At 69.6% G+C, this 22,500-nt stretch carries 16 protein-coding genes; 3 read left to right on the top strand and 13 right to left on the bottom strand.

Going from position 1 to position 22,500, the window contains the following annotated elements; translation table 11 throughout:
- Positions 1–153: 153 nt before the first annotated feature.
- The 6 genes from U9J41_RS05935 to U9J41_RS05910 form a co-directional block, all read right to left on the bottom strand.
- The gene (locus tag U9J41_RS05935) at positions 154–2,019 is read right to left on the bottom strand and encodes a glycoside hydrolase family 28 protein (RefSeq protein ID WP_322400846.1); all 1,866 of its coding nucleotides are present in this window, start codon (positions 2,017–2,019) and stop codon (positions 154–156) included.
- A 10-nt stretch (positions 2,020–2,029) separates the two neighbouring features.
- Complete coding sequence (locus U9J41_RS05930) at positions 2,030–4,645, bottom strand: pectinesterase family protein (protein ID WP_322400844.1); 2,616 nt, start codon at positions 4,643–4,645, stop codon at positions 2,030–2,032.
- Positions 4,642–5,427, bottom strand: coding sequence for a rhamnogalacturonan acetylesterase (locus tag U9J41_RS05925; protein WP_322400842.1), 786 nt, complete (start codon positions 5,425–5,427; stop codon positions 4,642–4,644). The genes U9J41_RS05930 and U9J41_RS05925 overlap by 4 nt, the downstream gene beginning before the upstream one ends.
- Positions 5,428–5,509: 82 nt before the next feature.
- A complete protein-coding gene (locus U9J41_RS05920) occupies positions 5,510–8,236 on the bottom strand; it encodes a TonB-dependent receptor (RefSeq protein WP_322400841.1) in 2,727 nt (908 codons plus the stop codon).
- A 237-nt stretch (positions 8,237–8,473) separates the two neighbouring features.
- The gene (locus U9J41_RS05915) at positions 8,474–9,691 is read right to left on the bottom strand and encodes a DUF4861 family protein (protein ID WP_322400839.1); all 1,218 of its coding nucleotides are present in this window, start codon (positions 9,689–9,691) and stop codon (positions 8,474–8,476) included.
- A 24-nt stretch (positions 9,692–9,715) separates the two neighbouring features.
- Entirely contained in the window at positions 9,716–11,122 is a 1,407-nt protein-coding gene (locus U9J41_RS05910; protein ID WP_322400837.1) for a glycoside hydrolase family 88/105 protein, read from the bottom strand.
- Between the two features lie 171 nt (positions 11,123–11,293).
- Between U9J41_RS05910 and U9J41_RS05905 the strand changes: the two genes are divergently transcribed.
- On the top strand, positions 11,294–12,337 hold the full coding sequence (locus U9J41_RS05905) for an alpha/beta hydrolase (protein WP_322400836.1): 1,044 nt from the start codon (positions 11,294–11,296) through the stop codon (positions 12,335–12,337).
- On the opposite strand, the gene U9J41_RS05900 is transcribed toward U9J41_RS05905, so the two are convergent.
- Genes U9J41_RS05900 through U9J41_RS05880 form a run of 5 tightly spaced genes read right to left on the bottom strand, consistent with a single transcriptional unit; the run spans position 12,291 to position 17,027 of the window.
- Positions 12,291–13,502 (bottom strand): M24 family metallopeptidase, encoded by a 1,212-nt coding sequence (locus tag U9J41_RS05900; RefSeq protein WP_322400834.1) that lies wholly within the window; start codon positions 13,500–13,502, stop codon positions 12,291–12,293. The two genes, U9J41_RS05905 and U9J41_RS05900, sit on opposite strands and share 47 nt — an antisense overlap.
- A 13-nt stretch (positions 13,503–13,515) precedes the next feature.
- Positions 13,516–14,769 carry an FAD/NAD(P)-binding oxidoreductase gene (locus U9J41_RS05895; protein ID WP_322400833.1) on the bottom strand — a complete coding sequence of 418 codons (1,254 nt, stop codon included), beginning with the start codon at positions 14,767–14,769 and terminating at the stop codon, positions 13,516–13,518.
- Entirely contained in the window at positions 14,766–15,029 is a 264-nt protein-coding gene (locus tag U9J41_RS05890) for a 2Fe-2S iron-sulfur cluster-binding protein (RefSeq protein WP_322400832.1), read from the bottom strand. Before U9J41_RS05890 ends, U9J41_RS05895 begins: the two co-directional genes overlap by 4 nt.
- Positions 15,004–16,134 carry an NAD(P)/FAD-dependent oxidoreductase gene (locus tag U9J41_RS05885; protein ID WP_322400830.1) on the bottom strand — a complete coding sequence of 377 codons (1,131 nt, stop codon included), beginning with the start codon at positions 16,132–16,134 and terminating at the stop codon, positions 15,004–15,006. Before U9J41_RS05885 ends, U9J41_RS05890 begins: the two co-directional genes overlap by 26 nt.
- Positions 16,131–17,027 carry a dihydrodipicolinate synthase family protein gene (locus U9J41_RS05880; RefSeq protein WP_322400829.1) on the bottom strand — a complete coding sequence of 299 codons (897 nt, stop codon included), beginning with the start codon at positions 17,025–17,027 and terminating at the stop codon, positions 16,131–16,133. The genes U9J41_RS05885 and U9J41_RS05880 overlap by 4 nt, the downstream gene beginning before the upstream one ends.
- A 167-nt stretch (positions 17,028–17,194) precedes the next feature.
- On the opposite strand from U9J41_RS05880, the gene U9J41_RS05875 reads away from it, so the two are divergent.
- A complete protein-coding gene (locus tag U9J41_RS05875; RefSeq protein ID WP_322400826.1) occupies positions 17,195–17,917 on the top strand; it encodes an AraC family transcriptional regulator in 723 nt (240 codons plus the stop codon).
- 2 nt (positions 17,918–17,919) lie between these two features.
- Here the strand turns inward: U9J41_RS05875 and U9J41_RS05870 are convergent, their stop codons facing one another.
- Positions 17,920–18,858, bottom strand: coding sequence for a 4-hydroxyproline epimerase (locus U9J41_RS05870; RefSeq protein ID WP_322400823.1), 939 nt, complete (start codon positions 18,856–18,858; stop codon positions 17,920–17,922).
- Between the two features lie 202 nt (positions 18,859–19,060).
- On the opposite strand from U9J41_RS05870, the gene U9J41_RS05865 reads away from it, so the two are divergent.
- Entirely contained in the window at positions 19,061–22,060 is a 3,000-nt protein-coding gene (locus tag U9J41_RS05865) for a sensor histidine kinase (protein WP_322400821.1), read from the top strand.
- Here U9J41_RS05865 and U9J41_RS05860 read toward each other — a convergent pair.
- Positions 22,036–22,500, bottom strand: coding sequence for a YaiI/YqxD family protein (locus U9J41_RS05860; RefSeq protein WP_322400819.1), 465 nt, complete (start codon positions 22,498–22,500; stop codon positions 22,036–22,038). The genes U9J41_RS05865 and U9J41_RS05860 overlap by 25 nt on opposite strands.

The raw sequence follows: 22,500 nt of genomic DNA, 5'->3' as shown, positions 1-22,500 counted from the left end.
GGCGATGGTGCCCGTCACGCCGGTGCCGGCGTCATCCATGCCATCGAGGGAGAGGCGATGGCGTTGTCGTGCTGGCGCGCACGTATGTACGCCGTTCCCGCCTGCGCGGGAACGGCGGCTGATGGACGCCGGGCCGACGGCCCATCCAGACGCTCAGGCGGACAGCGTCGTGTCGTACCGCTTCCCGCCAATCATGACGTTGGCCAGTTTCAGCCCGCGCACATTGTATGTGTACCACGGGTGATCGGTGTCGACGGGCGTGCCGAAGTCGCAGTCGGTGATCGTCACGTCGCGCACCGGCAGGACGGCGGGCGCCGGGGCCGGGCCGTTGTAGTCGGAAGCGACGGGGCCGAGGATGACGAAGGCCTGGTAGCACGACGCCTGCTTGCCGTCCTTCGTCTTCACGTTGCCCACCCTGACCTTCGAGATGTGGACGTTGCGCACCTCGGGCGGACGCACGCGCACGTTGTCCGCGCGCGGCGTGTAGTCGCAGTCGAACGTGACGACGGCGCCGGCGGCCGTGGCGACCGTCTTCGACGCGATCGGGGACCCGGGCAGCGACGCGTAGAACGAGGGGCTCGTCTGCACGCCGTTCGGGATGCTCACGTTGCGCACGTAAAAATTGCGCAGGAAGCCGCCGCGGTTCATGTTCGTCTTCAGCCGGATCGCGGTGTTCAGCGGATTCGTCGCCCAGTTCATGTTCTCGAACACGAGGTCCTGCGCGTACACGTTCTGGATGCCGCCGGCCATCTCGCTGCCCAGCGTGACGGCGCCGTGGCCGCTCTGCATCGTGCACTTCTGGATGACGATGTTCTGCGCCGGGCCGTACTGCGTATCGAGGTTCTTGCCGGCCTTGATGGCGATGCAGTCGTCGCCCGTGTTGAACTGGCAGCCTTCGACGAGCACCGTGTCGCACGCTTCCGGATCGAAGCCGTCGCTGTTCGGGCCCAGGCTGTTCGCATGCACCTTGCGGATCGCGAGGTTGCGGCAGGCGACCGGGTGGTGCTGCCAGAACGGCGTGTGCGTCACCTGGTAGCCCTCCAGCAGCACGTTCGTGCAGCCGATCAGCTGGATCATCGGCGGGCGCAGGTAATGCCCCAGGCCGAACACGCGCTTCTCGAGCGGCACGCCGGCTTCCGACAGCGCGGGCAGGTAGGCGTCGTCGGCGCGCCACTTGTCGCCTTCGCCCTGGATCAGCCGGCGCTTGTCTTCGGGCAGGTTGGGCGCGACGTCCGCCAGCGACTTCGGATTCAGTTCGTTGACGTGGTTCTGCGCCAGCTTGCCGGGCACGTAGTTCGGCGATTTGTCCTGGGCGACGGAATTGACGGTCGCGTTCTTGCCCTTCCACGTCCACCAGCAGTCGGCGCGGCCGGCGAACGGCACGCCACCCTGGCCGTCGAGGATCGCGGTCCAGTCGTCGCCGGTGAGGGCGATGTTGTCCTGGTTGCGGGCATAGATCATCGACGAGAAGTTCAGGCAGTCGTTGCTCTGCCAGCGCGACACGACCAGCTTGCCGTTCGCGCCGCAATCGACGTCGCCGTACTTCGCGTAGTCGGCCGGGTCGTTGCTGAAATAGACGTGGGCGCCGCGCGCGAGGTGCACGTTCACGTTCGACAGCAGCACGATGGGACCGGCGCAGAACCAGTCGCCCCGCGGGATGACGACGCGCCCGCCGCCCTCGCCGTGGCATTTTTCGATGGCGGCCTTGAACGCGGCGTAGCAGTCGTGCGCACCCGGCGCGGGCGTCTGCACGGTCGCCTGGTCTTCGAACGAGATCCAGGCCTGCACGGGCACGAGCTTGCACGGCGCGGCGCCGAAGTCGGTGACGGGGTAATCGGCCTTGCGGAACTTGACCGGGTTGGCGAGGCGCCGCGCGATGGCCGCCGCTTCCCGCCACGGATCGCCGGCGCCCGCGGCCTTGTTCGCCGCGGCCAGCGCATGGGCGGGACCGGACAGCGCGAGGCCCGCGACGGCGGCGCTCTTCAAGAAGCCACGGCGGGCGTCGAAGGGATGCTTCATGGTGTCTCCGTCATTCATTGGTGTTATCGTATTCGCCGAGATAGACGTCGGCGGGGACCGGGCGCGGTCCGTCGCCCAGCGCCGTGGCGGGGTCGAAGGCGGTGCCGGCCAGGTTGTCCCAGTAATCGTCGGAACTGAATTGCGCGGGGCGGTGCGCCAGCGTGCCGTTGCGGTTCCATTCCGACCACGGCGTCGTCTTGTCGAAATACGGGCCGATGCGCGAGCGCAGGATCACGGCCTTGCCGACTGTCTCAAGCGTGCGCTTGCGGATCGTCCCGTTCGGGGCCTTGTACACGTCGACGTCGCCCAGCCGGCATGTATAGCCGTCGACGGGGATGAAGCCGTACGGCGTGCAGCGTTCGTTGTGGAACCACTGGCGGGCGAAGTAGAAGCGGGTGTGCGCCGCGCCCGGCGCATCGCTGGTGAAGCGGCAGCCGTCGAACACGAAGCCATATCTTGCGCGCCGGTTCGTGTCCGGCGCCGCCACGTACGACGCGGAACGGCCGCCGATGGCGTGCACGTCGCAGTCCTTGAAGACGGCGATGGTGTCGCCGAAGATGAAGTCGACGTCGCCCTCGATGTGCGTGTCGTGGAAGAAGCTGCGCACCGTCGCGCTGCCGTCCTTCGAGCCGAGGAACAGCGTGTCCTGCAGGCCGAGCAGGCGCACGCGTTCGAACTGCGCCTTGTCGGCGCCGTCCACGCGCAGCGCGACGGCCTGGTGATGCACGCGGCTGCCGCCGGTCGTGTCCGGGCAGTTGTCGCCGCTGCACTCCAGATGCGTCACGGTGCCGTCGCGGTTGTACGCATTCTCGATCGTGAGATCGCGGGCCTGGAAGCCGTCCGCGCGTATCCACACGGTGGCGGAGCCCGTCGTCTGCAGGGCGGGCAAATCCTTCAGCGCGTCGTACATCGCGCGGACCGCGGGCGGCGCGTGTTCGAATTCGGCGCCATGGCGGGCGCGGTAGGCGGCGCCCGTCGTCGAGGCATCCAGCGCGGCGCTGATGCGCACGGCCTGCGGATCGGCGCCGGCACCGAGCAGCGTGATCGGCGGCGCGCCGGGCGGCACGTAGACGAGTTCACGGTAGGTGCCGGGGTTGACGCGGATGACGATGCGCCGCGTGCCGCCCGCCGCCACGGCGCGGCCGACCGCGGCCTGCACGGTGGCGAAGCGGGTGGCACCGTCGGCCGCCGCCTTCGGGTCGACCGTGTAGTCGGCTTTGATGTCGCCCTTGGCCGCGAGCGGATCGGCCAGCGGATCCCACGGCTCGACGCGCTCGTTGCCGACCGGGCCCACGTACTTGAGCACCTCGCGGTAGTCGTAGGCGTGGGCCTGTCCGGCCGTCAATTGGGGGCGCGGGTCGCGGACGGCGCGCCCGGGAAACGGCGCGAACCGTCCCGCGCAGTCGGGCGCGGTGCCGAACGCGCCCTGCAGGCGCACATGCTCCTGCTTCACGTCCGACCCGGCGGCGATGGCGACGTCCCGCAGGGCCAGCACGAGCGGATGCGCGTCGTCGTAGCCCTGCAGCAGGATGCGGCCCGGCGTCGTGCTGCGCACCCGTTCCAGGTGGATGCCGGCATAGTCGGGCACGAGCCTGCCCGGCTGCGCGGGTTGTTCGTAATGCGTCGTGATCTCGATCGGGGAGCGGACGTCGCGCAGGCAGACGTCGCGGTAGACGATATCGTCGACCTTCCCGCCGCGCATGTCGTTGCTCTTGATGCGCAGGCCGGACGTCGTGCCGTCCATCGTCAGGTCGTCGACGAGCATGCGGTGCACGCCGCCGTTCGTCTCGCTGCCGATCGACATGCCGTGGCCGCTGTAGAAGCGGTTGTGCAGGATCGAGACGTTCTCGGTCGGCCCGGCGCCGCCGGCCTTGACGGCCACGTTGTCGTCGCCGGTGCGGATGACGCTGTGCGCGATGGTGACGTTGCGCGACGAGATGGGATCGATGCCGTCCGTGTTGCGGGCGTCGTGCGGCGTGTCGATCGTGACGCCCCACGCGGTGAAACCGTCGACGTTGTTCAGCGTGACGTGGAAATTCGGGGAATTCTTGAGCGTGATGCGGTACAGGGTAAAGTCGCGTGCCTTGTCGAGCTGGATCAGGCGCGGCACGTTTTGCCGGGTCTTTTCCTTTTGCGCGCGGCGGGCGATCTGCCACCAGGTCTCGGTCTTGCCGTCGATGCGCTGGCCGCCCTGGCCGTCGATGGTGCCGGCGCCCATGATGCCGGCGCCGCGTGCGTTGTCGGCCGTGATGAACGGACGGCAGCCGCGGCCCGACGCGTCGTTCGTGCCGCAGGTGCCGGCGCCGCGGTCGAACAGGCGCGGATCGGTGCTCGCGTACAGCGTGGCGCCCGCGTCGACGAGCAGGGTCACGCCGTCGCGCAGTTGCAGGGGGCCGGCGACGAAGCTGCGCGCGTCGTTGGAGGCCGCGAGCACGACGGCGTGGCCGGGCGCGCATTTGTCGATGGCGGCCTGGATGCGCGCGGCGTCGTCGCGGCCGGTGGTGGCGGTTTCCCCGACCAGCACCGCGCAGGCGGGCGGCACGACGGGTTCGCGCACCGTGCGCGCGTCCTGCGCGTGGGCGTGCGCGGCCGCGAGCGCGCACGCGACGAGCGCGCCGCGTCTCAAGGCTTGCCTCCGTCCTTGAAGTAGGCGGCCGTTTCGGGCCGCGCGGCGACCAGCTCGCGCTCGACCATGCGGGCGAAGAAGTCCGCGCCCTTGGCGCCCAGGTGGGTGCGGTCGAACGCCGTCTTGGCGGGACCGGCCCGTTCGACCTTGGTCGGATCGACCGGCTGGCCATAGCCGGGCGGGCGCGGTACGACGGCCAGGGTGTCCGCCTCGTCCTGGCCCATGGCCTGGACGGCGGCGACGCTGTCGGCGTTCAGGTCGAGCAGCGCCGCGTGTTCCTGCCTGGCCGCGTCGCGCGTGGCGGCGGCCCACGGCGCCAGGTCGTCCGCGAGATACGCGCCCTTGAAGGTGCGGCGCGTCAGCGGCGTGACGAGGACCGGGATGCCGTTCGCCGCGCGCGTCTCCTGCGCGTAGCGCGCCATGTTGGCGGGGAACTGCGTGACGAGGTCGGTCGCGCGCTTGCCCTTGCCCGGCTGGTCGTTGTGGCCGAACTGCACGAGGACGTACGTGGCCTTGAACGTGCCGCCGTCCTTGAGCATGCGCTGGACCTCGTCCCAGCGGCCTTCGTAGCGGAAGCTGCTGGAACTGCGGCCGCCGCGCGCGAGGTTGACGCAGGAAACGTCGGCCGTGAAGCGGGCGCACAGGGCGTCGCCGTAGCCGCTCTTCGTGGCCATGGTCGAGTCGCCGACGAGGATGACGCGGATCGGGGCATGCGGCGCGGCGGCCGCGGCGGCGTGGCCGGCCACGACGAGCGCGGCCAGTGCAAGACGATTGAATTGCATCGTTTTCCTTTCGTGGAATGACGTGCGCCGCAGCGCATGTCCGGCGGACCGGGCACGCGCTGCGGCGGTTGGACGGCGACGATCAGTCGAAATCGTAGCTGACGCGCAGGTTCCAGGTACGCCCGGTCGGATTCGCCACGCTGCTCAGGTAGCCGTTGCTGTAGATCGTGTTGTTGGTGAGCGGCGGGGCCTTGTCGAACAGGTTCGTGACGCCGGCCGTGATGCGGACCTGCTTCTGCACGCGGATCGAACCGGTCAGGTTCCACGTCGAGAACGACGGGATGTCGCGGAAGTACTGCGACGAGACCGCCGTGTTGGCGTCGCGGTAGGCGCTGTTGAAGTTGTTCGTCAACTGGGCCGAGTAGTCCCCGCTCTGCCACTTCAGGCGCAGGTTGTGCTTCCAGCGGAACGTGATGATCGGCAGGCTGGACGTGGTGCCGTTGCTGGCCCAGCCGAACTGGCCGACGTTCGACATCCACGGGCCGTTCGGCACGAGCTGGTTGTCGAAGCGGGTCAGGTAGGTGCCGTCGATGGCGGCGTCGAACTTGCCGTAGCGGCTGTTCGCGATCTCCCAGTTCGCCGACACGTCGACGCCCGCGGCGATCTGGCCGCCCAGGTTCATCGTCGTGTTGTTGATGTAGGCGAGCGAGCCGTCGGGGTTGCGCACGAACAGGTTCTTGTAGTCGGCGTAGTTGGTGAAGTAGACGTTCTCCGGCAGGTTGGCCAGCATGTCCTTCATGTTGACCTGCCAGTAGTCCAGCGACGCAGTGAATGCGCGGGTCGGTTCGAACACGACGCCCAGCGTGCCGCCCTTCGAACGTTCCGGCTGCAGGGCGTTGTTGGAACCGGTCAGCTTGTTCAGCTTCGCGTTGCAGACGTCGGCCGCGACGGCGCCGGGGACGGCCGTGCCGGTGCCGGGGATCAGCGGCGTCGCGCTCGGGCACTGGACCGGATCGTCCCAGCGTCCGGCCGTCGTCGTGTTGGCGACGGTGGTGCGGTAGCCGTAGCGATCGAACAGCGTCGGTGCGCGGAAGCCCGTGTTGGCGGAGCCGCGGAACATGATGGTCTTGGTCGGCTGCCAGCGGAAGCTGATCTTCGGCGTGACGGTCGAGCCGACGTCGCTGTACTTGTCGATGCGCAGGGCGCCGTTCAGGTCCAGGGTCTTGGTGACGGGCGCATCGATCTCGGTGTAGATGCCGGCCACGTTGCGCGCGCTTTCGCCGTGCGCCGCGACGGCCTTGGCGTACGTGATGTCGACGGCCTGCGCGAGCTTGGTGTCCTCGTTGGTGTCGCGGTGCAGGTCGGCGCCCAGCGCGAGCGCGAGGTCGCCGCCGGACAGCGCCATCAGGCTGCGGCTGATGGTGCCGTCGAAGCCGTAGTACGAGCTCTTCGAACTGCGGTTCTGCATGCCGTCGGCCGCGATCGATTCGAGGTAGTCGCGGCCTGCCTGGTCCTGCAGGCCGAACGGATTCAGCACGCCGTTCGCGAGGCCGTTGATCAGGCCGATGCCGGAGAAGTAGCCCGACTTGTAGTAGCCCTTGCGCAGCGACAGGCCGTAGTTCATGCCGGCTTTATAGTCCCAGCCGCCGACGGTGCCGTCCGCGGACAGCAGCAGGCGCTGGTTGAGCTGGTTGTCGCGCGTGACGGCCGGGCCGAAGTCGGCCACGGCCCAGGAAACGGTCAGCGGCTGGTTCGTGATGCCGGCGACGGCCGGCACGCCGCCGCTCTTGCCCGGATACCACTTGCTGGTCGATGGCAGGATCGCCTTCGCGCTGCCGACCGCCACCGCCTGCGTGGGGTTCTTCTGGCCGAAGATCGATTCGTCGCCGCGCGTGTATTCCACCGTGATGGTGTTGTCGGCGTCGATCTTCTTCGTCGCCTTCGCATACATCGTCAGCTGCTTGTTCGGGTGCAGCGCCGCGCCGTACGTGTCGTCGTTCAGGACGCAGGTGTTCTTCGCGCCCTGGATCGAATACGGATTCAGGCAACCGCTCGCGTAGTAGGGGTTCGCCGCGTTCTTGTTGGCGGAGCTGGTGAAGTTGGCCGGCGTCGCGTAGCCGCCGCTCGCGGCGCTGCGCGGCAGCCCGATCGCGGCCATCGCCGCGTCGTCCGGAATGAAGCCGGCGCGGTCGGACAGCAGCAGGCGGCTGCGCTGGTGGAAGTCGACGGTGCCGTAGACGTTCCAGCCGTCGCGTTCGAGGTTGCCCTTGCCGAAGGTGGCCTGGATGCGCTGCTCGTCGCCGCCGCCGTGGCGTTGCGGCTGCACCAGCTGCACGGTGACGTTGCCGCCCTCGACTTCGCGCTTGGTGATGAAGTTGACGACGCCGCCGATGGCGTCCGAACCGTAGATCGACGACGCGCCGTCGCGCAGGATCTCGACGCGCTGCAGGGCGCTGATCGGGATGGTATCGAGGTTGGCGTAGCCGTCGGCGATGGCCTCGTTGGCGAGGCGGCGGCCGTTCAGCAGCACGAGGGTGCGGTTCACGCCCAGGCCGCGCAGGTTGATGTTGGTGCCGGAACCGGCGTTCGACGGCTGCAGCGACGCCGACTGCGGCAGCGCCATCATGACGTCGGCCAGCGTGGTCATGCCTTGCTGGACGAGTTCGTCGGCCTTGATCGTCGTGACGGGCAGCGCTTCCTCGGAGGCGAGCCGCTTGATGCTGGAGCCGGTGACTTCGACGCGCTGGATCGCGCCGTCGGCCTGCTGCGCCTGCGCCTGCTGGGTGAGGCTCAGGACGGCGATTGCGATCGAGGACAGTACGAACTGGCGGGTGTGGTGACGGGGCAGGGTGCTGCGGGGGTATTTCATGAAGCTGTCTCCTGTTTTTTATCGATGACGTTTCGGCGCCGCACGGGGGGCGGTGGCGCCGATGGGTGCTTCTTGCAAAACCAAACCTGGCTGGGTTGAATCCGCACGTACCTGCGTGCGGCTCTTTGGTGGGATCATTCTAAAGTGGTCTGACCACAATATCAACGTGGTCAGACCAAATTTACGCATTAATGTGTTGGAAAATCAACACGCCCGGGGCGCCGGCGTTCGTTCGGGTCAGTTCGGGCCGGCGTCGAGCGCGACGTGCACGGGATGCGCGATGCGCCGGGCCTCGGCCGCCACGTAGGCCTGCCAGGCCGCCTTCGACGTGATCCGGCCGGCGCGGTCCCAGGCGGCGCCGACCCAGTAGCGCAGCGGCTTGCCCGATTCCACGCGGGCCAGCACGAGGTCGTTCATGGCGTCTTCCGCATAGCCGGTCGATGCGGGCAGCACGACGGCCGTGCCGAACGCGCCGTTCGTCGCCTGCTCGACCCATTGCAGCAGCGCGTGGTCGGCGTCGTCGCGCACGAGGGCGACGCGCGCGGCCTGCTTCTTGTCCGCCGGGGTCTTGTTCAGGCCCACGGCCACCGTCAACGCGGACGGTCCCGCAAACGTGAACGTGCTGTCGATCCGGTCCAGCTGGTGGCCGGCATCGACGGTGAAGCGTTTCACTTCGGTGACCCTGGTGCCGGCGGCGTCCCAGGCGTCGTACGCCAGTTCGAACACGGCGCGGACCGGGCCGTTGGCCAGCACCTTCCAGCTCGCGTAATTGCGGCTCGTGGCGAGGCGCGCGCCATCCCACACGCCGGTGCCGCCGGCCCCGCGCGAGCGGCCGACGTTGTACATGTCCATGCCTTCGCCCTCGTCGTGGTGGTAGTGGTCGTGGCCCTTGTTGTACCAGCGGTCGACGACCGGATAATCCACGCGCTTGAACCAGATATCGAGGCCGCTCGTCTCCAGCACTTCCTTGCCGCTGCCGGGCGGCGCCGGCGCGGCGAGGGCCGGTCCGTAGGTGCGGTGGCCGATGACGTCGTTCTCCCACGCGAAGTCGTCGAGGCGTTCCGGCACGTAGCGCGCGAATGCCTTCGACGCGAACGGCGGCGAGAGCGCGGCGTTCTTTTCGACGACGAACGTCGCGCTTTTTTCGCCGGGCGCGAAGTCGTGCTGGAACAGCAGTTCGCCGTACGCCACGCCGATGCCCTTCGGATCCTTGGCTTGCGGCGCGACGTTCGTCACCTGGTAGGGCAGCACGCGGCCGGCCGCGTCCTTCACGACGATGTGCTGGATCAGCGCGCCGGGCAGCGCGGCATTGACGTCCTTCCACGGGATCTCGATCGTCTCCGACGGGCGCGCCGCGTCGAGGTCGTGGGTCACGGTGACCGTGAGGCGCTCGACTGCGCCGGCGCAGGCGGGGAGCAGCACGGCGGCCGCGCAGAGCAGGAATCGGGTGTGCATGGTTCGATCTTCCATGAGAGCGGGTCAGGGATGTTCGCGGTAGCTGGTCTGCCCGCCGTCCTTCGGCACGTAGTGATAGGTGCGGACACGGTACTGGATGTCGATCGCCGGATTGTTCAGCAGGCGGATCATCTCGGCGCCGGCCAGCAGCGTGGGGCCGTAGCCGTGCAGCGCGGCCGTGCTGGTGGGGCGGTGGTAGTAATAGACCTGGTCGCTCGCGAACGTCGTGCCCACGCACGTGCCCTCGACACGGCCCTGCGGGTCGATGCGCGCGGACAGGGCGTTCCAGCCGGCCTGCGCGATCGATCCCCAGGTCGCGGGGCTGATCCAGCCTTCGTTGACGGCGTGCGCGATCACATACACGAAGATGGCGCTGGCCGACGTCTCGAGGTAAGAATCGTCGCGGTCGATCATCTGGTGCCACAGGCCCGCGCCGGACTGGCGTTCGGCGATGCCGCGCAACGATTTCTTCAACTGCGCCATCACCTGCGGATAGCCGGGATGGTCGTGCGGCAGCACGTCGAGCAGGTCGGACATCGCCAGCACCGCCCAGCCGTTCGCGCGGCCCCAGTAGAAGCGCGGCGCGTCCGGGTTGTTCGCGTTCCAGCCGTGCGTGTACAGGTTCGTCTGCGGATCGAACAGGTAGCCCGACATCTGCAGCACGTTCTTGACGGCGTCGTCGAAGTAGGCGCGCTCGCCCGTCATGCGGCCGAGTTCCGCCAGGGCCGGGATCCCCATGTACATATCGTCGGCCCACAGCGACACGGCCTGCGGGCGCTGGCGCGCGAGTGTGCCGTCGGGCAGGCGGAACTGGCGTTTCGCGACCCAGTCGCCGCACACGCGGATCTGGGCCCCGAGGTCGGGCCCGACGCCGGCACGGCGCGCGCGCATCATCGCGGCGCACATCGAGCCGGCATCGTCGAGCGAGCGCGGGTCGATGAAACGCGCGAAGCTGTTGGCGCGTTCGAGGTGGAAGCGCTGTTCCTGGGCGCGGAAATACGGGAGTTTGTCGGCGAAGAACTGCAGGTGGCGGGCGGTGAGGGCGGTGTAGCTCTTGTCGCCGGTGACGGCGGCCGCCTTGAGCAGGCCGGCGTGCACGACGCCCATCTCATAGGCCTGCAGGCTGAAATTGGCGTCCGTCGTCGCGACGACCGCGTCGGCCACGGGCGTGCCGAAGTCGGTGATGGGGGCGCCGCTGCCCTTGTGCACGACGCGGGTCGGCGTCTGGCTGTCGAGGTAGCCGCGGACGCGCTGCAGCGCCGCCGCGATCTCGGCCACGACGGGCTTCTTGTAGGGCACGGGATACGTGCCCTCGCCGGCGTCGTTGCGGTTCTTGTTGTCGGGGTTGCGAATGGGGCCGTCCGCGTGGGCGGGTGCGGCGAGGCATGCGAAGGCGGCCAGGATGGCAAGCAATCTGGTTGGCGGTTGCAACGTAGTCTCCAGTCGTTTTTATCGGATGGACGGTCCTCGCGCCATGCGGCCGGGCCGTTCTTAATCTGGTCGGACCATTCTAGGTTGGTCTGACCACTTTGGCAAGGCGGACTAGCCGCGACGTGTTGTTCCGTGGCATACTGGGTCGACTCGGGAGGAGGCGGAGACGGCATGGCTGGATCGGAACGCAGGAGGGCGTGGGTGGCGGCAGGCGTGGCGTTGCTGCTCGCGGCGTGCGCGCAGCAGCCGGTAAATGCGCCCGCGCCGGCGCCCGGGAGTTACACGGCCGCGACGACGTACGCGAAGCTGGCCCCGAGATATCCGTTCATCCGCATCGCGAGCGCCGCCGTGCCCGCATCCGTGCGCGCCGTCACGGACGTCACCTACGCGCGCCGCGACGGCGACACCCGGCCACATGACCTCAAGCTCGATCTCTACCTGCCCGCGGCCGGTGGCGCGGCATTGCGGCCCGCCATCGTGTTCGTGCACGGCGGCGGCTGGCGCGCGGGCGTGCGCGCCAATTTCGCGCCGATGGCGATCCGCATGGCCGCACGCGGTTATGCGGCCGCCACCATCGACTACCGGCTGGCGTCGGACGCCAGGTATCCGGCCGCCATCCACGACGTCAAGGCGGCCGTCCGCTGGGTGCGCGCGCATGCGGCCGACTACGGCATCGACCCGGCCCGCATCGCCGTCGCCGGCGCATCGGCCGGCGGCCAGATCGCGGCGCTGACGGGCGTGACGAACGCCGAGCCGCGCTTCGATCCGGACGCGCGCGCGGGCGGTGTGTCGAGCGCCGTGCAGGCGATCGTCAACATCGACGGCCTGTCCGATTTCACGTCGGCCGAAGCGCGCAAATACGAGGACGATCCGGCCAAGCAGCCGTCATCGGCGGGGGCGTGGTTCGGCGGGCGTTATGCGGAAAAGGCGGCGCTGTGGCGCGACGCGTCGCCGCTGTTCCACGTGGGGCCGGGCATGCCGCCGATCCTGTTCATCGGCAGCGCGCAGCGGCGTTTCAGCCTGGGGCGGGACGACGTGGTCGCGAAGCTGAAGGCGCTGGGCATCGCGACCGACATCGTGCTCGTGCCGGATACGCCGCACAGCTTCTGGCTGTTCGATCCGTGGCTGGGGCCCACGGTGGAGGCGACGGATGCGTTCCTGCGCAAGGTCATCCCGCCCCGAACGGATCCTCCAGGCTCGCGGCCGGCTCCGTGAACCATGTCGGCCCGGACGCCGTCATGTAGAAATGGTCTTCCAGCCGGATCCCGAATTCGCCCGGCACCACGATCATCGGCTCGTTCGAAAAACACATGCCCGGTTCGAGCGGCCGTCGTTCGCCGCCGACCAGGTATGGGCCTTCATGGATGTCGAGGCCGATGCCGTGGCCGGTCCGGTGCGGCAGGCCGGGCAGCTTGTAGCCGGGCCCGAACCCGTTCGCCTCCAGCGAGCGGCGCGCGGCCTTGTCGACGTCTTCGCAGGGGACGCCCACTCGTGCGGCCTCGAACGCCGCGCGCTGCGCCGCCTGTTCCGCGTGCCACACGAAGCGCTGGCGCTCGGACGGTGCGCCGAACACATAGGTGCGGGTGATGTCGGAGATATAGTTGTGGACCTTGCAGCCCGTGTCGATCAGCACCGTGTCGCCGCGCTCGAGCGCCTGGACGTAGTTGACGCCATGCGGATACGACGTCGCCTCGCCGAACAGCACGATGCAGAAATACGAACCGCTCGCCCCGACCTTGCGGTGCGCGAGGTGGATGAATTCTTCCACTTCCGCCGTCGTGATCCCTTCGTGCAGGATCGACGCCGCCGCGACGTGCACGGCCATCGTCATGTCCATCGCCCGTTGAATCAGCGCGATCTCCGCGTCCGACTTGCGCATGCGGCAGTGGGACGTGACCGGATGCGCGCTCCGTACGGCGTAGCCGGACGTCGCGGCGCGGATCGCGTCGAACAGGAACAGCGGGGTGCTCTCGTCGACGGCCACCGTGGCGCCGCCCGCCGCCACGCCGGGCCGCTCCAGCACGGCGCGCAGCAGGACGGCTGGATTCTCGTGCTCGTCCCAGCAGGCGATTTCGCCGCCGACGATCATGAAGTTGCGGATCGTGTGTTCCTCGAACGCGGGGGCGATGTACACCAGGTCGCCCCGCGCCGGCAGGACCGCGCCCACCATGCGTTCGCTCGGGCTCCATCGCGTGCCCGTGAAATACGTCAGGTTGCTGCCGGCGTTGAGATACGTCGCGGCGATGCCCTGCGCCTGCATGAACGCCTGGGCGCGGGCGATGCGCGACCGGTATTCCTCCAGCGTGATCGGCGCCGCGCCTAACGTCATGTTCCCCAGCGCGTCGAGCGCGGCCTGCTTGTCCGTTCCACCGATAGTCATGGTACTCCTCGATTCATTCAATTTGCGACAACGCCCGCGCCGAGGCGGGCATGATCGGTATCCGGACGTCGTGCCGCGGCCATCCGTACAGGAATTCGCACGCCGGACCGCACGTCTTGCCCTGGCAGGGCCCCATGCCGACGCGGGTCGCCAGTTTCGCTTCGCGCCAGTCGCGGTGCGGCAGCAGGCTGGCCGCGGGGACGTCTTCGCAGCGGCACACGATGGTATCCCGTTGGCACATCGCGCGCAGCGCAGCGTCCGGCGCGAACGTGCGCGCCAGCAGCGCGGCGAACGCGCGCGCGGTGCGCAATCCCGGCATGTCCCGTGCGGACGGGCGCAGGCACAGCGCGTCGAGCGCCGCGATCCGTCCTTCGGCCACCGCCTTGTCCACACCGCCGATCCCGGTGCATTCGCCCGCCGCCCAGACGTCCGCGCGGCTCGTCCTCAGCAGGCCGTCGACCCGCACGGCGCCGTCGGCGATGTCGCAGCGCAGCGCGCGGGCGAGGTCCGTGTTCGGGACGAGGCCGAAGCCCGCGGCCAGGAAATCGCAGGCGTATTCCGTTTGCCGGCTCCCGGCCCGGACGGCGACGCTGCGGAGCGTGTCGCCGCCCCGCGCCGCGACGATCTGCGCACCCGTTACATAAGGCACGCCGCGCAGGGCCGCGAACAGCGACGCGGCCTGCACGAACTTTTTCCTGTGCCGCGACAGCAGCTTGAGGCCGAACGCCGCCAGGCGCGCCAACGGCTGGTGCTCGACGACGGCCGCCACCTGCGCCCCGGCCCTGGCGGCCGTCAGCGCCGTCGCGAGCAGCAGCGGCCCGGAGCCGGCGACGACGACGCGGCGTCCGGCGACCGGCATGCCGCCCTTGATGAGGGCCTGCAGCCCGCCCGCGCCCGTGACGCCGGGGAGCGTCCATCCCGGAAACGGCAGCGCCAGTTCGCGCGCGCCGGCGCAGAGCACGAGGCGCTCGAAGCCGACGGGCACCCCGCGTCCCTCCATCTCCAGCAACAGCGTGTTGGCGTCGACGCAGCCGATGACCTGGGCGTCCTGCATGTGCGTGAAGTCCGGGTGGCCGTGCAGCGTCTTCCAGAAGTCCAGCGCGCGGGCGTCGGTCCAGCGTGCCGGGCCGCCGCGCCAGATCTGGCCGCCCGGCGCGTGATTATCGTCGATCAGGCACACCTTCGCACCGGCGTCGAGCGCCGCCTGCGCCGCGGCCAGTCCCGCCGGGCCGCTCCCGACGATGTGCAATACCTTGCCGGTCTTCACCAGGCGCCTCCCGTCACGATGGCCATGCCAGGCCGGCAGGCCGTGCGGCAGGCCAGCCGGCCGGCGTTGCCGTCGATCGTCACGCGGCATTCCTGGCACTGGCCGATGCCGCAGAACGCGAAACGGCGCCCGCCCGTGACGGCGCGCCGCGTGCACAGCGATCCGGCGGCGACGATGGCCGCGACGACGGATGCGCCCGCGGGCACGGCGACCGCGACGCCGTCGACCGTCACTTCACACATCATGTCGGGCTGGTTCATGGACGAATCTCGCGGGTGAATAGGGGCTGGCATCGATGGAAACAGGGCATGCCAGCATCAGGTCGGCCAGGAGGCGCGCCGTGCCGAACGCCGTCGTCACGCCCAGCCCTTCGTGGCCGGCGGCGAGCCAGACGTGTTCCAGCGCCGGATGCGGCCCGATGAGCGGGCGGCCGTCGCGCGTCGCCGGACGCAGGCCGGTCCAGCTGCGGATGATCGTCATGTCCGCGAGGCCGGGCAGCAGCGCGATGGCCGCGCGCAGCACGTGGGCGAGCACGCGCGGATCGACGTCGGTGTCGGCGATGCCGTCCTGGCGGCACGACCCGATCAGCCATTGGCCCGTGATGCGCGGCTGGACGTTCGCGGCGACGGCGAGGGCGTCGCCGCCGGCCGCGGTCTGGCCGTATCCCATGCTGACCACCTGGTGCGACAGCGTGCGCGGATAGCGGGCCGTGATGGCGAGGTGGCCCTTGCGTGGAAAGACGGGCATGTCGGGCAGCAGGCGCGCGACGTCGGTTCCGGCCGCGACGACGACGTCGCCCGCGTCGATGCGCCGGCCGGACGACAGCGTGACGGCGCCGCGGCCGATGCCGGCCACCGCCGCGCCGAACAGCGTCCGTCCGCCGCGGGCGACCAGCTGCGCGGCCAGGTCGCGCGCGACCGCGGGCGGGTACACGACGCCGTCCCGCGCCACCCGCACGCCGCCGGCGAGGCCGGCGCGCAGCGCGGGCTCGGTCCGGGCGAGCCGGCTGCCCGACAGCGCTTCCGCATCCCAGCCGCGCCGGCCCAGGCGTTCCGCGCGGGTGAGCGCATGCGCCATCTGCGCGTCGTCCTCGGCCACCCACAGCGTGCCGCAGCGGACGTATTCCGCCGGGCCCGCGTGCGTGGCCAGGTACTCGTCCCAGCGCGCCAGCGACAGCAGGCACAGGTCGAGTTCATCGGCGCTCTCGTCGAGGGCAACGAGATGGCCCATGCCGGCCGCCGTCACGCCGGCGCCGGGATGGCGCGCATCGACGAGCAGCACGTCGCGCCTGCGCGCCTGCAGCTCCAGCGCGCAGGCGGCGCCGACGATGCCGGCACCGACGACGATGACGTCCGGCCGTTTCACGCGAAGGCGGGGAGCGCGGGACGGCAGGCCAGGGCGGCGCGGATCGTCTGCTCCACCTGCGCGCGGCGCGCGCCCGCGAGCGGCAGGCGGGGCGCGCGTACGCGCTCGTTCGAACCGATGGCGAGGTGCTCGGCGAGCTTGATGTTCTGGACGAGGAAGGTCGAGACGTCCAGGTCCAGCAGCGGCCGGAACCAGCGATAGATGCGCAGGGCCTCGTCGTAGCGCTGCGCCCGGACGAGGCGCCAGATCGCCACCGTCTCGTGCGGGAACGCGAGTCCGACGCCGGCCACCCAGCCGACCGCGCCGACGGCGAGCGCTTCGAACGCGAGATTGTCCACCCCTGTCAACAGGTCGAAGCGGTCGCCGAAGCGGTTGATGATGTCGGTGCTGCGGCGGATGTCGTCCGACGATTCCTTGACCGCGACGAAGCGCGGGTCGTCCGCCAGCGCTTCCATGATCTCGACCGTCACGTCGACGCGGTAGGCGAGGCGGTTCGAATAGACCATGACCGGCAGGTCGCCGGCCGCGGCGACGGCCTTCAGCGCCGCCACCGTCTCGCGCGGGTCGGTGTGGTAGATCGTGCTGGGCACGACCATCAGGCCGTCCGCCCCCGCCCTGGCGGCCTTCTTCGCCAGCGCGCACGCGTCGCGGGTCGACGCTTCGGCCACCGTCAGCAGCGCCGGCTTGGCGCCGCTCACCTGCTTGCACAGCCTGAAGACCTCGATGCGCTCGTCCTGCGACAGCATCGGCCCTTCGCCCAGCGAACCGCAGGCGATGAGCCCGTCCACGCCGGCATCCATCTGGATCTGGAAGCAGCGCAGCATCTCGTCATGATCCAGCGAGTCGTCGTCCTTGAACTTGGTGGTGACGGCCGGAAGAACACCTGTCCACATATTGTCTGTCTCCTTTGCGTGGGGCGATTGAAAGCATCCATGCTAGGCCGGCATGGCGGCGGGGTCTTGCGTGAACCGCGCGCCGGGCGCGCCGAAATCGGCACAGCATTCGGGGGCCGTTTGCCATGGCGGGGCGTTGGGCCTATATTGTCGCCATGGAGGGAAACATGATCGACACCATCGGCATGGAAGCCGTCGAAGCGATGTTCGATGCGCTGGACGACGTCGCGTTTTTCGTGAAGGACCGGGACGGGCGCTATCTCAGCATCAACCGCACGATGGTGCGGCGCTGCGGAGTTCGGCACAAGAAGGACGTGCTCGGGAAAACCGCGCTGGAACTGTTCCCGCGCGCGCTCGCCGAGACCTACCTGGCGCAGGACCGGAAAGTCATCGACCAGGGCGCGCCGATCGACAAGCAGCTCGAACTGCACATCTACCCGGGGCGCAGCCGCGGCTGGTGCATCACCAAGAAGGTGCCGCTGTTCGGCAAGGCCGGCGAGGTCGTCGGCCTGATCGGCACGTCGCAGGACCTCGGCCTGCTCGACGACCTGCATCCCGCCTACCGGCAGATCGCCCGCATCGCGCAGCACATCAGCGAACACTATCAGCACAACATCTCGCTCGCGGCGCTGGCGGAAGAGGCGGGCCTGTCGTTGTCGCGGGTGGAGCGGCTGTTCCAGAAGGTCTTCCAGCATTCGCCGCGCCAGCTGCTCGTGCAATGCAGGCTGTCCGCCGCGCGCGCGCTCATCGAGCGCAACCCTGCCGCGAAGATCGCGGACATCGCGTACGAATGCGGCTACACGGACCACAGCGCGTTCAGCCGCCAGTTCAAATCGTATGTCGGCATGAGCCCGACCGCATACGGCATGCACATGAAAAACAGCGCATGAGGCTATCCCGCGGCCGGGATGCCCGATGCGAACGGATCGCCGTCGTCGAACAGCAGCGTCGCCTCGCCGCTGATCCATGCCGTGCCGCGGATGGTCGGCACGATGCGCTCGCCGTCGCGCCGGTAGCTGCCTTCGAACACGCTGCCGATGATGCTTTCCTGGCGCCAGACGGCGCCTTCCGCCAGTTTGCCGTCGGCGGCCAGGCAGGCCAGTTTCGCGCTGGTGCCGGTGCCGCAGGGCGAGCGGTCGTAGGCCTTGCCGGGGCATAGCACGAAATTCCTGCTGTCCGCGGTATCGGAGGGCGCGAACAATTCGACGTGGTCGATGGGCGCGCCGTCCGTCCCGGTGATGCCTTGTTCGCCCAGCGCCGCCATCACGGCTTGCGCGAACGCCGTCAGTGCCGGGATATTGGCCGGGGCGACGTCGAAGGCGTGGCGCTCGACGAGAAAGAACCAGTTGCCGCCCCAGGCGACGTCGCCCCGCACCGTGCCGTAGCCGCCGACGTCGATGTCCACGCCGCGCCGCGTGCGATACGACGGGACGTTGTCGATGCTGACCGAACCGTCCGCGTGGAGTTCGGCCGTCACGACGCCGACGGGCGTGTCGATGCGGTGGTGGCCGGCCGCGATGCGCCCCAGGTGGGCCAGCGACACGACCAGGCCGATCGTGCCGTGCCCGCACATGCCCAGGTAGCCGACGTTATTGAAAAAGATGACGCCTCCGGCGCACCCGGGCGCATGCGGCTCGCACAACAGCGCGCCCACGAGCACGTCGGAACCGCGCGGTTCGCACACGGTGCCGGTGCGGATGTGGTCGTGGTCGGCGCGCATGCGCGCGAGCCGCGCGGACAAGGGACCGTGCCCCAGATCGGGGCCGCCGTCGACGATGAGCCGGGTGGGCTCGCCGCCGGTATGGGAATCGATGATCGCGATTTTCTTCATGTGCGTGTCTGCCGTCGGAAGCGTCGAACGCAAGGTTAAAGCGGCGGGGCCGTGCGGTCTTGTCGTTTCTGGGCCGGTCCGGCGGCGAAACCGGCATACCCGGCAGGGCCGCGTCGATACCGAACGCCGGCCGAGCTGCTAGAATCCGCGCTGCCTGTCGAAACCCATCCATCGGCATGCCACTGTGCGGAACGACGAACCATTGAGTATCTATCGACAGCTGCGCATCGTTGCGGCACTCCTCCTATCGTATGCGGCCGTGGTCCCGGGCGCGCGTGCGCTCGATGGCCATTTCCGCATCGGCGACTACCATCACGACGTCTGGGGCCCGAAGGAAGGCGCCCCGTCGACCGTCCTGTCGATCGCGCAGACCAGCGACGGCTGGCTGTGGCTCGGCACGTACCGTGGCCTGTATCGTTTCGACGGCGTCCAGTTCGAACGCTTCGTGCCGTTGCCGGGCGAGTCGCTGACCTACAGCGCGATCTCCACGCTCGCCGCGGCGCCCAACGGCGACCTGTTGATCGCCTACCTGACCGGCGGCTTCAGCATCCTGCGTAGCGGGCACCTGGCGCACATGACGTCCGTGAAGGAACAGCCTTTCGCGAATACGTTCACCGTGCTGGCCGACGTCGACGGGACGTACTGGATCGGCGCCATCGACGGATTGATGCATCTGGACGGGCGCACCTGGGAACGCGTCGGCGCGGCATGGCATTATCCGGGCACCCGGACCGACAACCTGGCGCTCGACCGCTACGGCCGGCTGTTCGTCAGCGACGGCGCCCGGGTGCATGTGCTGGACCGCGCCAGCCGCACCTTCCGTCCGACGGGGCTGCGCAGCGTGGAAATGGGCGCCGACTTCGTCTACGATCCGGCCGGCGCGCTGTGGATCGGCACGGACGACCGGATGACGCCGGCCGCCGTCGACCCGGGCGGCGCCAGGCCCACATACAAGGTGAACACGCCGCCGGCCATGACGATCCGCCGGCTGTTCGACCGCGACGGCAATCTCTGGCTGGCGACGGACGACAACGACGTGTGCATGCTGCCGCGCGCCCGCCTGCCGGCAGCCGCCGCCTTTTCCACGGCGGCGCTGCTGACCGCACGGGATTGCACCGGTCCGCGCCGCGCCGACCGGAAAGTCATCGGGTTGCTGGAGGACCGCGACGGCAACATCTGGATGGCGACGATGAACGGCCTCGAACGCTTCCGGCACAATCGTCTGCGCACGATTCCTTATCGCGGTCCGTCGTTTCGCACGTCGCTCGCGCGCGATGCCGGCGGCACCGTCATGGCCGTCGCGGGCGGCGTCGCGACCCGTTATTACGCGATCGAGGGCATGAACCTGCAGGCTGCGCCGCGGCACGCGGACGCCACGCTGCAGCGGTCCGGCATCGACGGCACGGTCGTGCTGGCGACGCCCGCGGGCCTGGTCGTGCGCGAGCGCGGGCGCGAACGCACGATCCCGTATCCGGTGCCGGGGCCGGCGCCGACGGATCCGGTCCGGCGCCTGCTCCAGGAAGGACACGATGCGTTCTGGGTCGGGTGGACCCGGCATGGGCTGTGGCGCTATGCCGCCGGCGCCTGGAGCAAGCCGGCGGATTACGGCACACCGGTGGCCAGGGCGGGCGACGCGGCCGACGGGCGGGGCAACGTCTGGCTGGCGTATGCCAACAACACGATCGTCCGGCTCGGACCGGCCGGGGCGCGCAAGTACGATGCGCGCGATGGCGTGGACGTGCGCGTGGCGACGTTCATCGACGTGCAGCGCGACGTGCTCGCGGCCGGGGACGGCGGGCTGCAGGTGTTGTCCGGCGGGCGCTTTCGCCATGTCCGCGCCGCCGACCCGGATGTCCTCGGCGGCATCAACGGGCTCGTGATCGCGCCGGATGGCGACCGCTGGTTCAACACGCACCGGGGCGTCCTGCACGTGCGGGCCCAGGATTGGCAGGCGGCGCTGCGGACGCCCGCCGCGCCGCTGCGCTACGAATTGCTCGACCGGCTCGACGGCTTCCCGGACGGCGCCCAGATCGGCATCGTCGCGACCGCCGCCGGCGCGCCGGACGGCCGCATGTGGTTCGCGGCCAGCACCGGCATCGCCCTGTACGATCCGGGGCACGACCACCCCGCGACGACGCCGCCGCCACCGGTCATCCGCGCCGTGATCGCCAACGGCCGGCGTTTCGATCCCACCGAGACGATCCGTCTCGCGCCGGGGACGGATCACATCGACGTGGAATTCACGGCGCTCAGCTACACGGTGCCGGAGCGGACCGTGTTCCGCTATCGTCTCGACGGCGTCGAACGGGACTGGCAGGGCCCCTCGGACCGGCGTTACGCGTCGTACGCGAACCTCGGGCCGGGCAGGTACACATTCGCCCTCCAGGCCGCGCTCCAGGGCGGCGAATGGAGCGGGCAGACGGCCCGGATCGGCGTCGAGATCCGCCCCTATTTCACGCAGACCTGGTGGTTCCCGGTACTGTGCGCGCTGGCGGCGGCCGGCGCGGCCGTGCTGTTCTACCGCTGGCGCCTGCGCGAGGTGACGGCGCGCCTGCACCTGCTGTTGCGCGAGCGCCAGCGCATCGCGCGTACGCTGCACGACACCTTCCTGCAAAGCCTCCAGGCCCTGGTCTGGCGGTTCGAGCAGATCATGGACGACCTGCCCGCGCAGCACCAGGACAGGCAACTGCTGGACCTGACGCTGGCGCAGGCGAACGAGGTCATGACGGAGGGCCGCCACCAGATCGTCGGCCTGCGCCCCGGCAGCGACGCGAGCGCCGCACTGGAAGCGCGCGTGGCGGCCATGATCGAGTCGTTCCGGCTGCGCTTCCCGCAATCGATCGAACTCACCGTCGTGAATCCGGACGGCGCGAGCCTCGTGCCCATCGTTGCGGACGAGGCGTTCCATATCGCGCATGAAGCGCTGCGCAATGCGCTGCACCACGGCCAGGGTACCCGGGTCGGGGTCGAACTGCACTACACGGCGGCGGCGTTCGTGCTGCGTGTCGGCGACGACGGCCGCGGCATCGAGGCGGCGGTGCTGGCCAGGGGAGGGCGCGACGGCCACTGGGGATTGACCGGCATGCGCGAGCGGGCCCGCGTCGTCAAGGGCGTGCTCCGCATCGAGAGCGGCGCGGCGGGGACGGTCGTCACCCTGCGCGTGGCCAGACGGGTGGCTTACGGCCGGTCGCGCCGGGCCTGAGTACGGGCCAGCTCGCGGTCCAGCGCATTCGCGAACCGCTGCCGGTCGGCCTGGCTGAACGCGGCCGGGCCGCCCGTATCGACGCCGCTGCCGCGCAGCTCTTCCATGAATGAGCGCATCGTGAGCTGCTGGGCGATGGTGTCCTTCGTGTACCACTCGCCGCGCGGGTTGAGCGGCAAACCGCCTTTTTCCAGCACGAGGGCGGCCAGCGGAATGTCGCCGGTCACGACGATGTCGCCGGCCTGCACGCGCGCGACGATTTCGGCGTCGGCCGCATCCGCGCCGGCCGGGACCTGCAGCGCGCGGATGAAGCGCGAGCCCGGCACGCGCATCAGCTGGTTGGCGACCAGCGTGACGTCGATCCGCAGGCGGTCGGCCACCCGGTACAGGATGTCCTTGATGACGGCGGGGCAGGCGTCGGCGTCGACCCAGATGTCCAT

Origin of the sequence: Massilia luteola, from assembly GCF_034420155.1 — a bacterium.
Lineage (GTDB): Bacteria > Pseudomonadota > Gammaproteobacteria > Burkholderiales > Burkholderiaceae_D > Telluria > Telluria luteola.
Note: the sequence above shows the minus strand (reverse complement) of the source record. Positions and strands in the feature narration are given on the sequence as shown.

What these genes read in the sequence shown, in the direction of transcription:
- U9J41_RS05875 (WP_322400826.1), top strand. Translation starts at nt 17,195, where the DNA reads ATGATCGACACCATCGGCATGGAAGCCGTCGAAGCGATGTTCGATGCG.
- U9J41_RS05880 (WP_322400829.1), bottom strand. Translation starts at nt 17,027, where the DNA reads ATGTGGACAGGTGTTCTTCCGGCCGTCACCACCAAGTTCAAGGACGAC.
- U9J41_RS05915 (WP_322400839.1), bottom strand. Translation starts at nt 9,691, where the DNA reads ATGCACACCCGATTCCTGCTCTGCGCGGCCGCCGTGCTGCTCCCCGCC.
- U9J41_RS05860 (WP_322400819.1), bottom strand. Translation starts at nt 22,500, where the DNA reads ATGGACATCTGGGTCGACGCCGACGCCTGCCCCGCCGTCATCAAGGAC.
- U9J41_RS05890 (WP_322400832.1), bottom strand. Translation starts at nt 15,029, where the DNA reads ATGAACCAGCCCGACATGATGTGTGAAGTGACGGTCGACGGCGTCGCG.
- U9J41_RS05900 (WP_322400834.1), bottom strand. Translation starts at nt 13,502, where the DNA reads ATGACTATCGGTGGAACGGACAAGCAGGCCGCGCTCGACGCGCTGGGG.
- U9J41_RS05935 (WP_322400846.1), bottom strand. Translation starts at nt 2,019, where the DNA reads ATGAAGCATCCCTTCGACGCCCGCCGTGGCTTCTTGAAGAGCGCCGCC.
- U9J41_RS05925 (WP_322400842.1), bottom strand. Translation starts at nt 5,427, where the DNA reads ATGCAATTCAATCGTCTTGCACTGGCCGCGCTCGTCGTGGCCGGCCAC.
- U9J41_RS05905 (WP_322400836.1), top strand. Translation starts at nt 11,294, where the DNA reads ATGGCTGGATCGGAACGCAGGAGGGCGTGGGTGGCGGCAGGCGTGGCG.
- U9J41_RS05920 (WP_322400841.1), bottom strand. Translation starts at nt 8,236, where the DNA reads ATGAAATACCCCCGCAGCACCCTGCCCCGTCACCACACCCGCCAGTTC.
- U9J41_RS05870 (WP_322400823.1), bottom strand. Translation starts at nt 18,858, where the DNA reads ATGAAGAAAATCGCGATCATCGATTCCCATACCGGCGGCGAGCCCACC.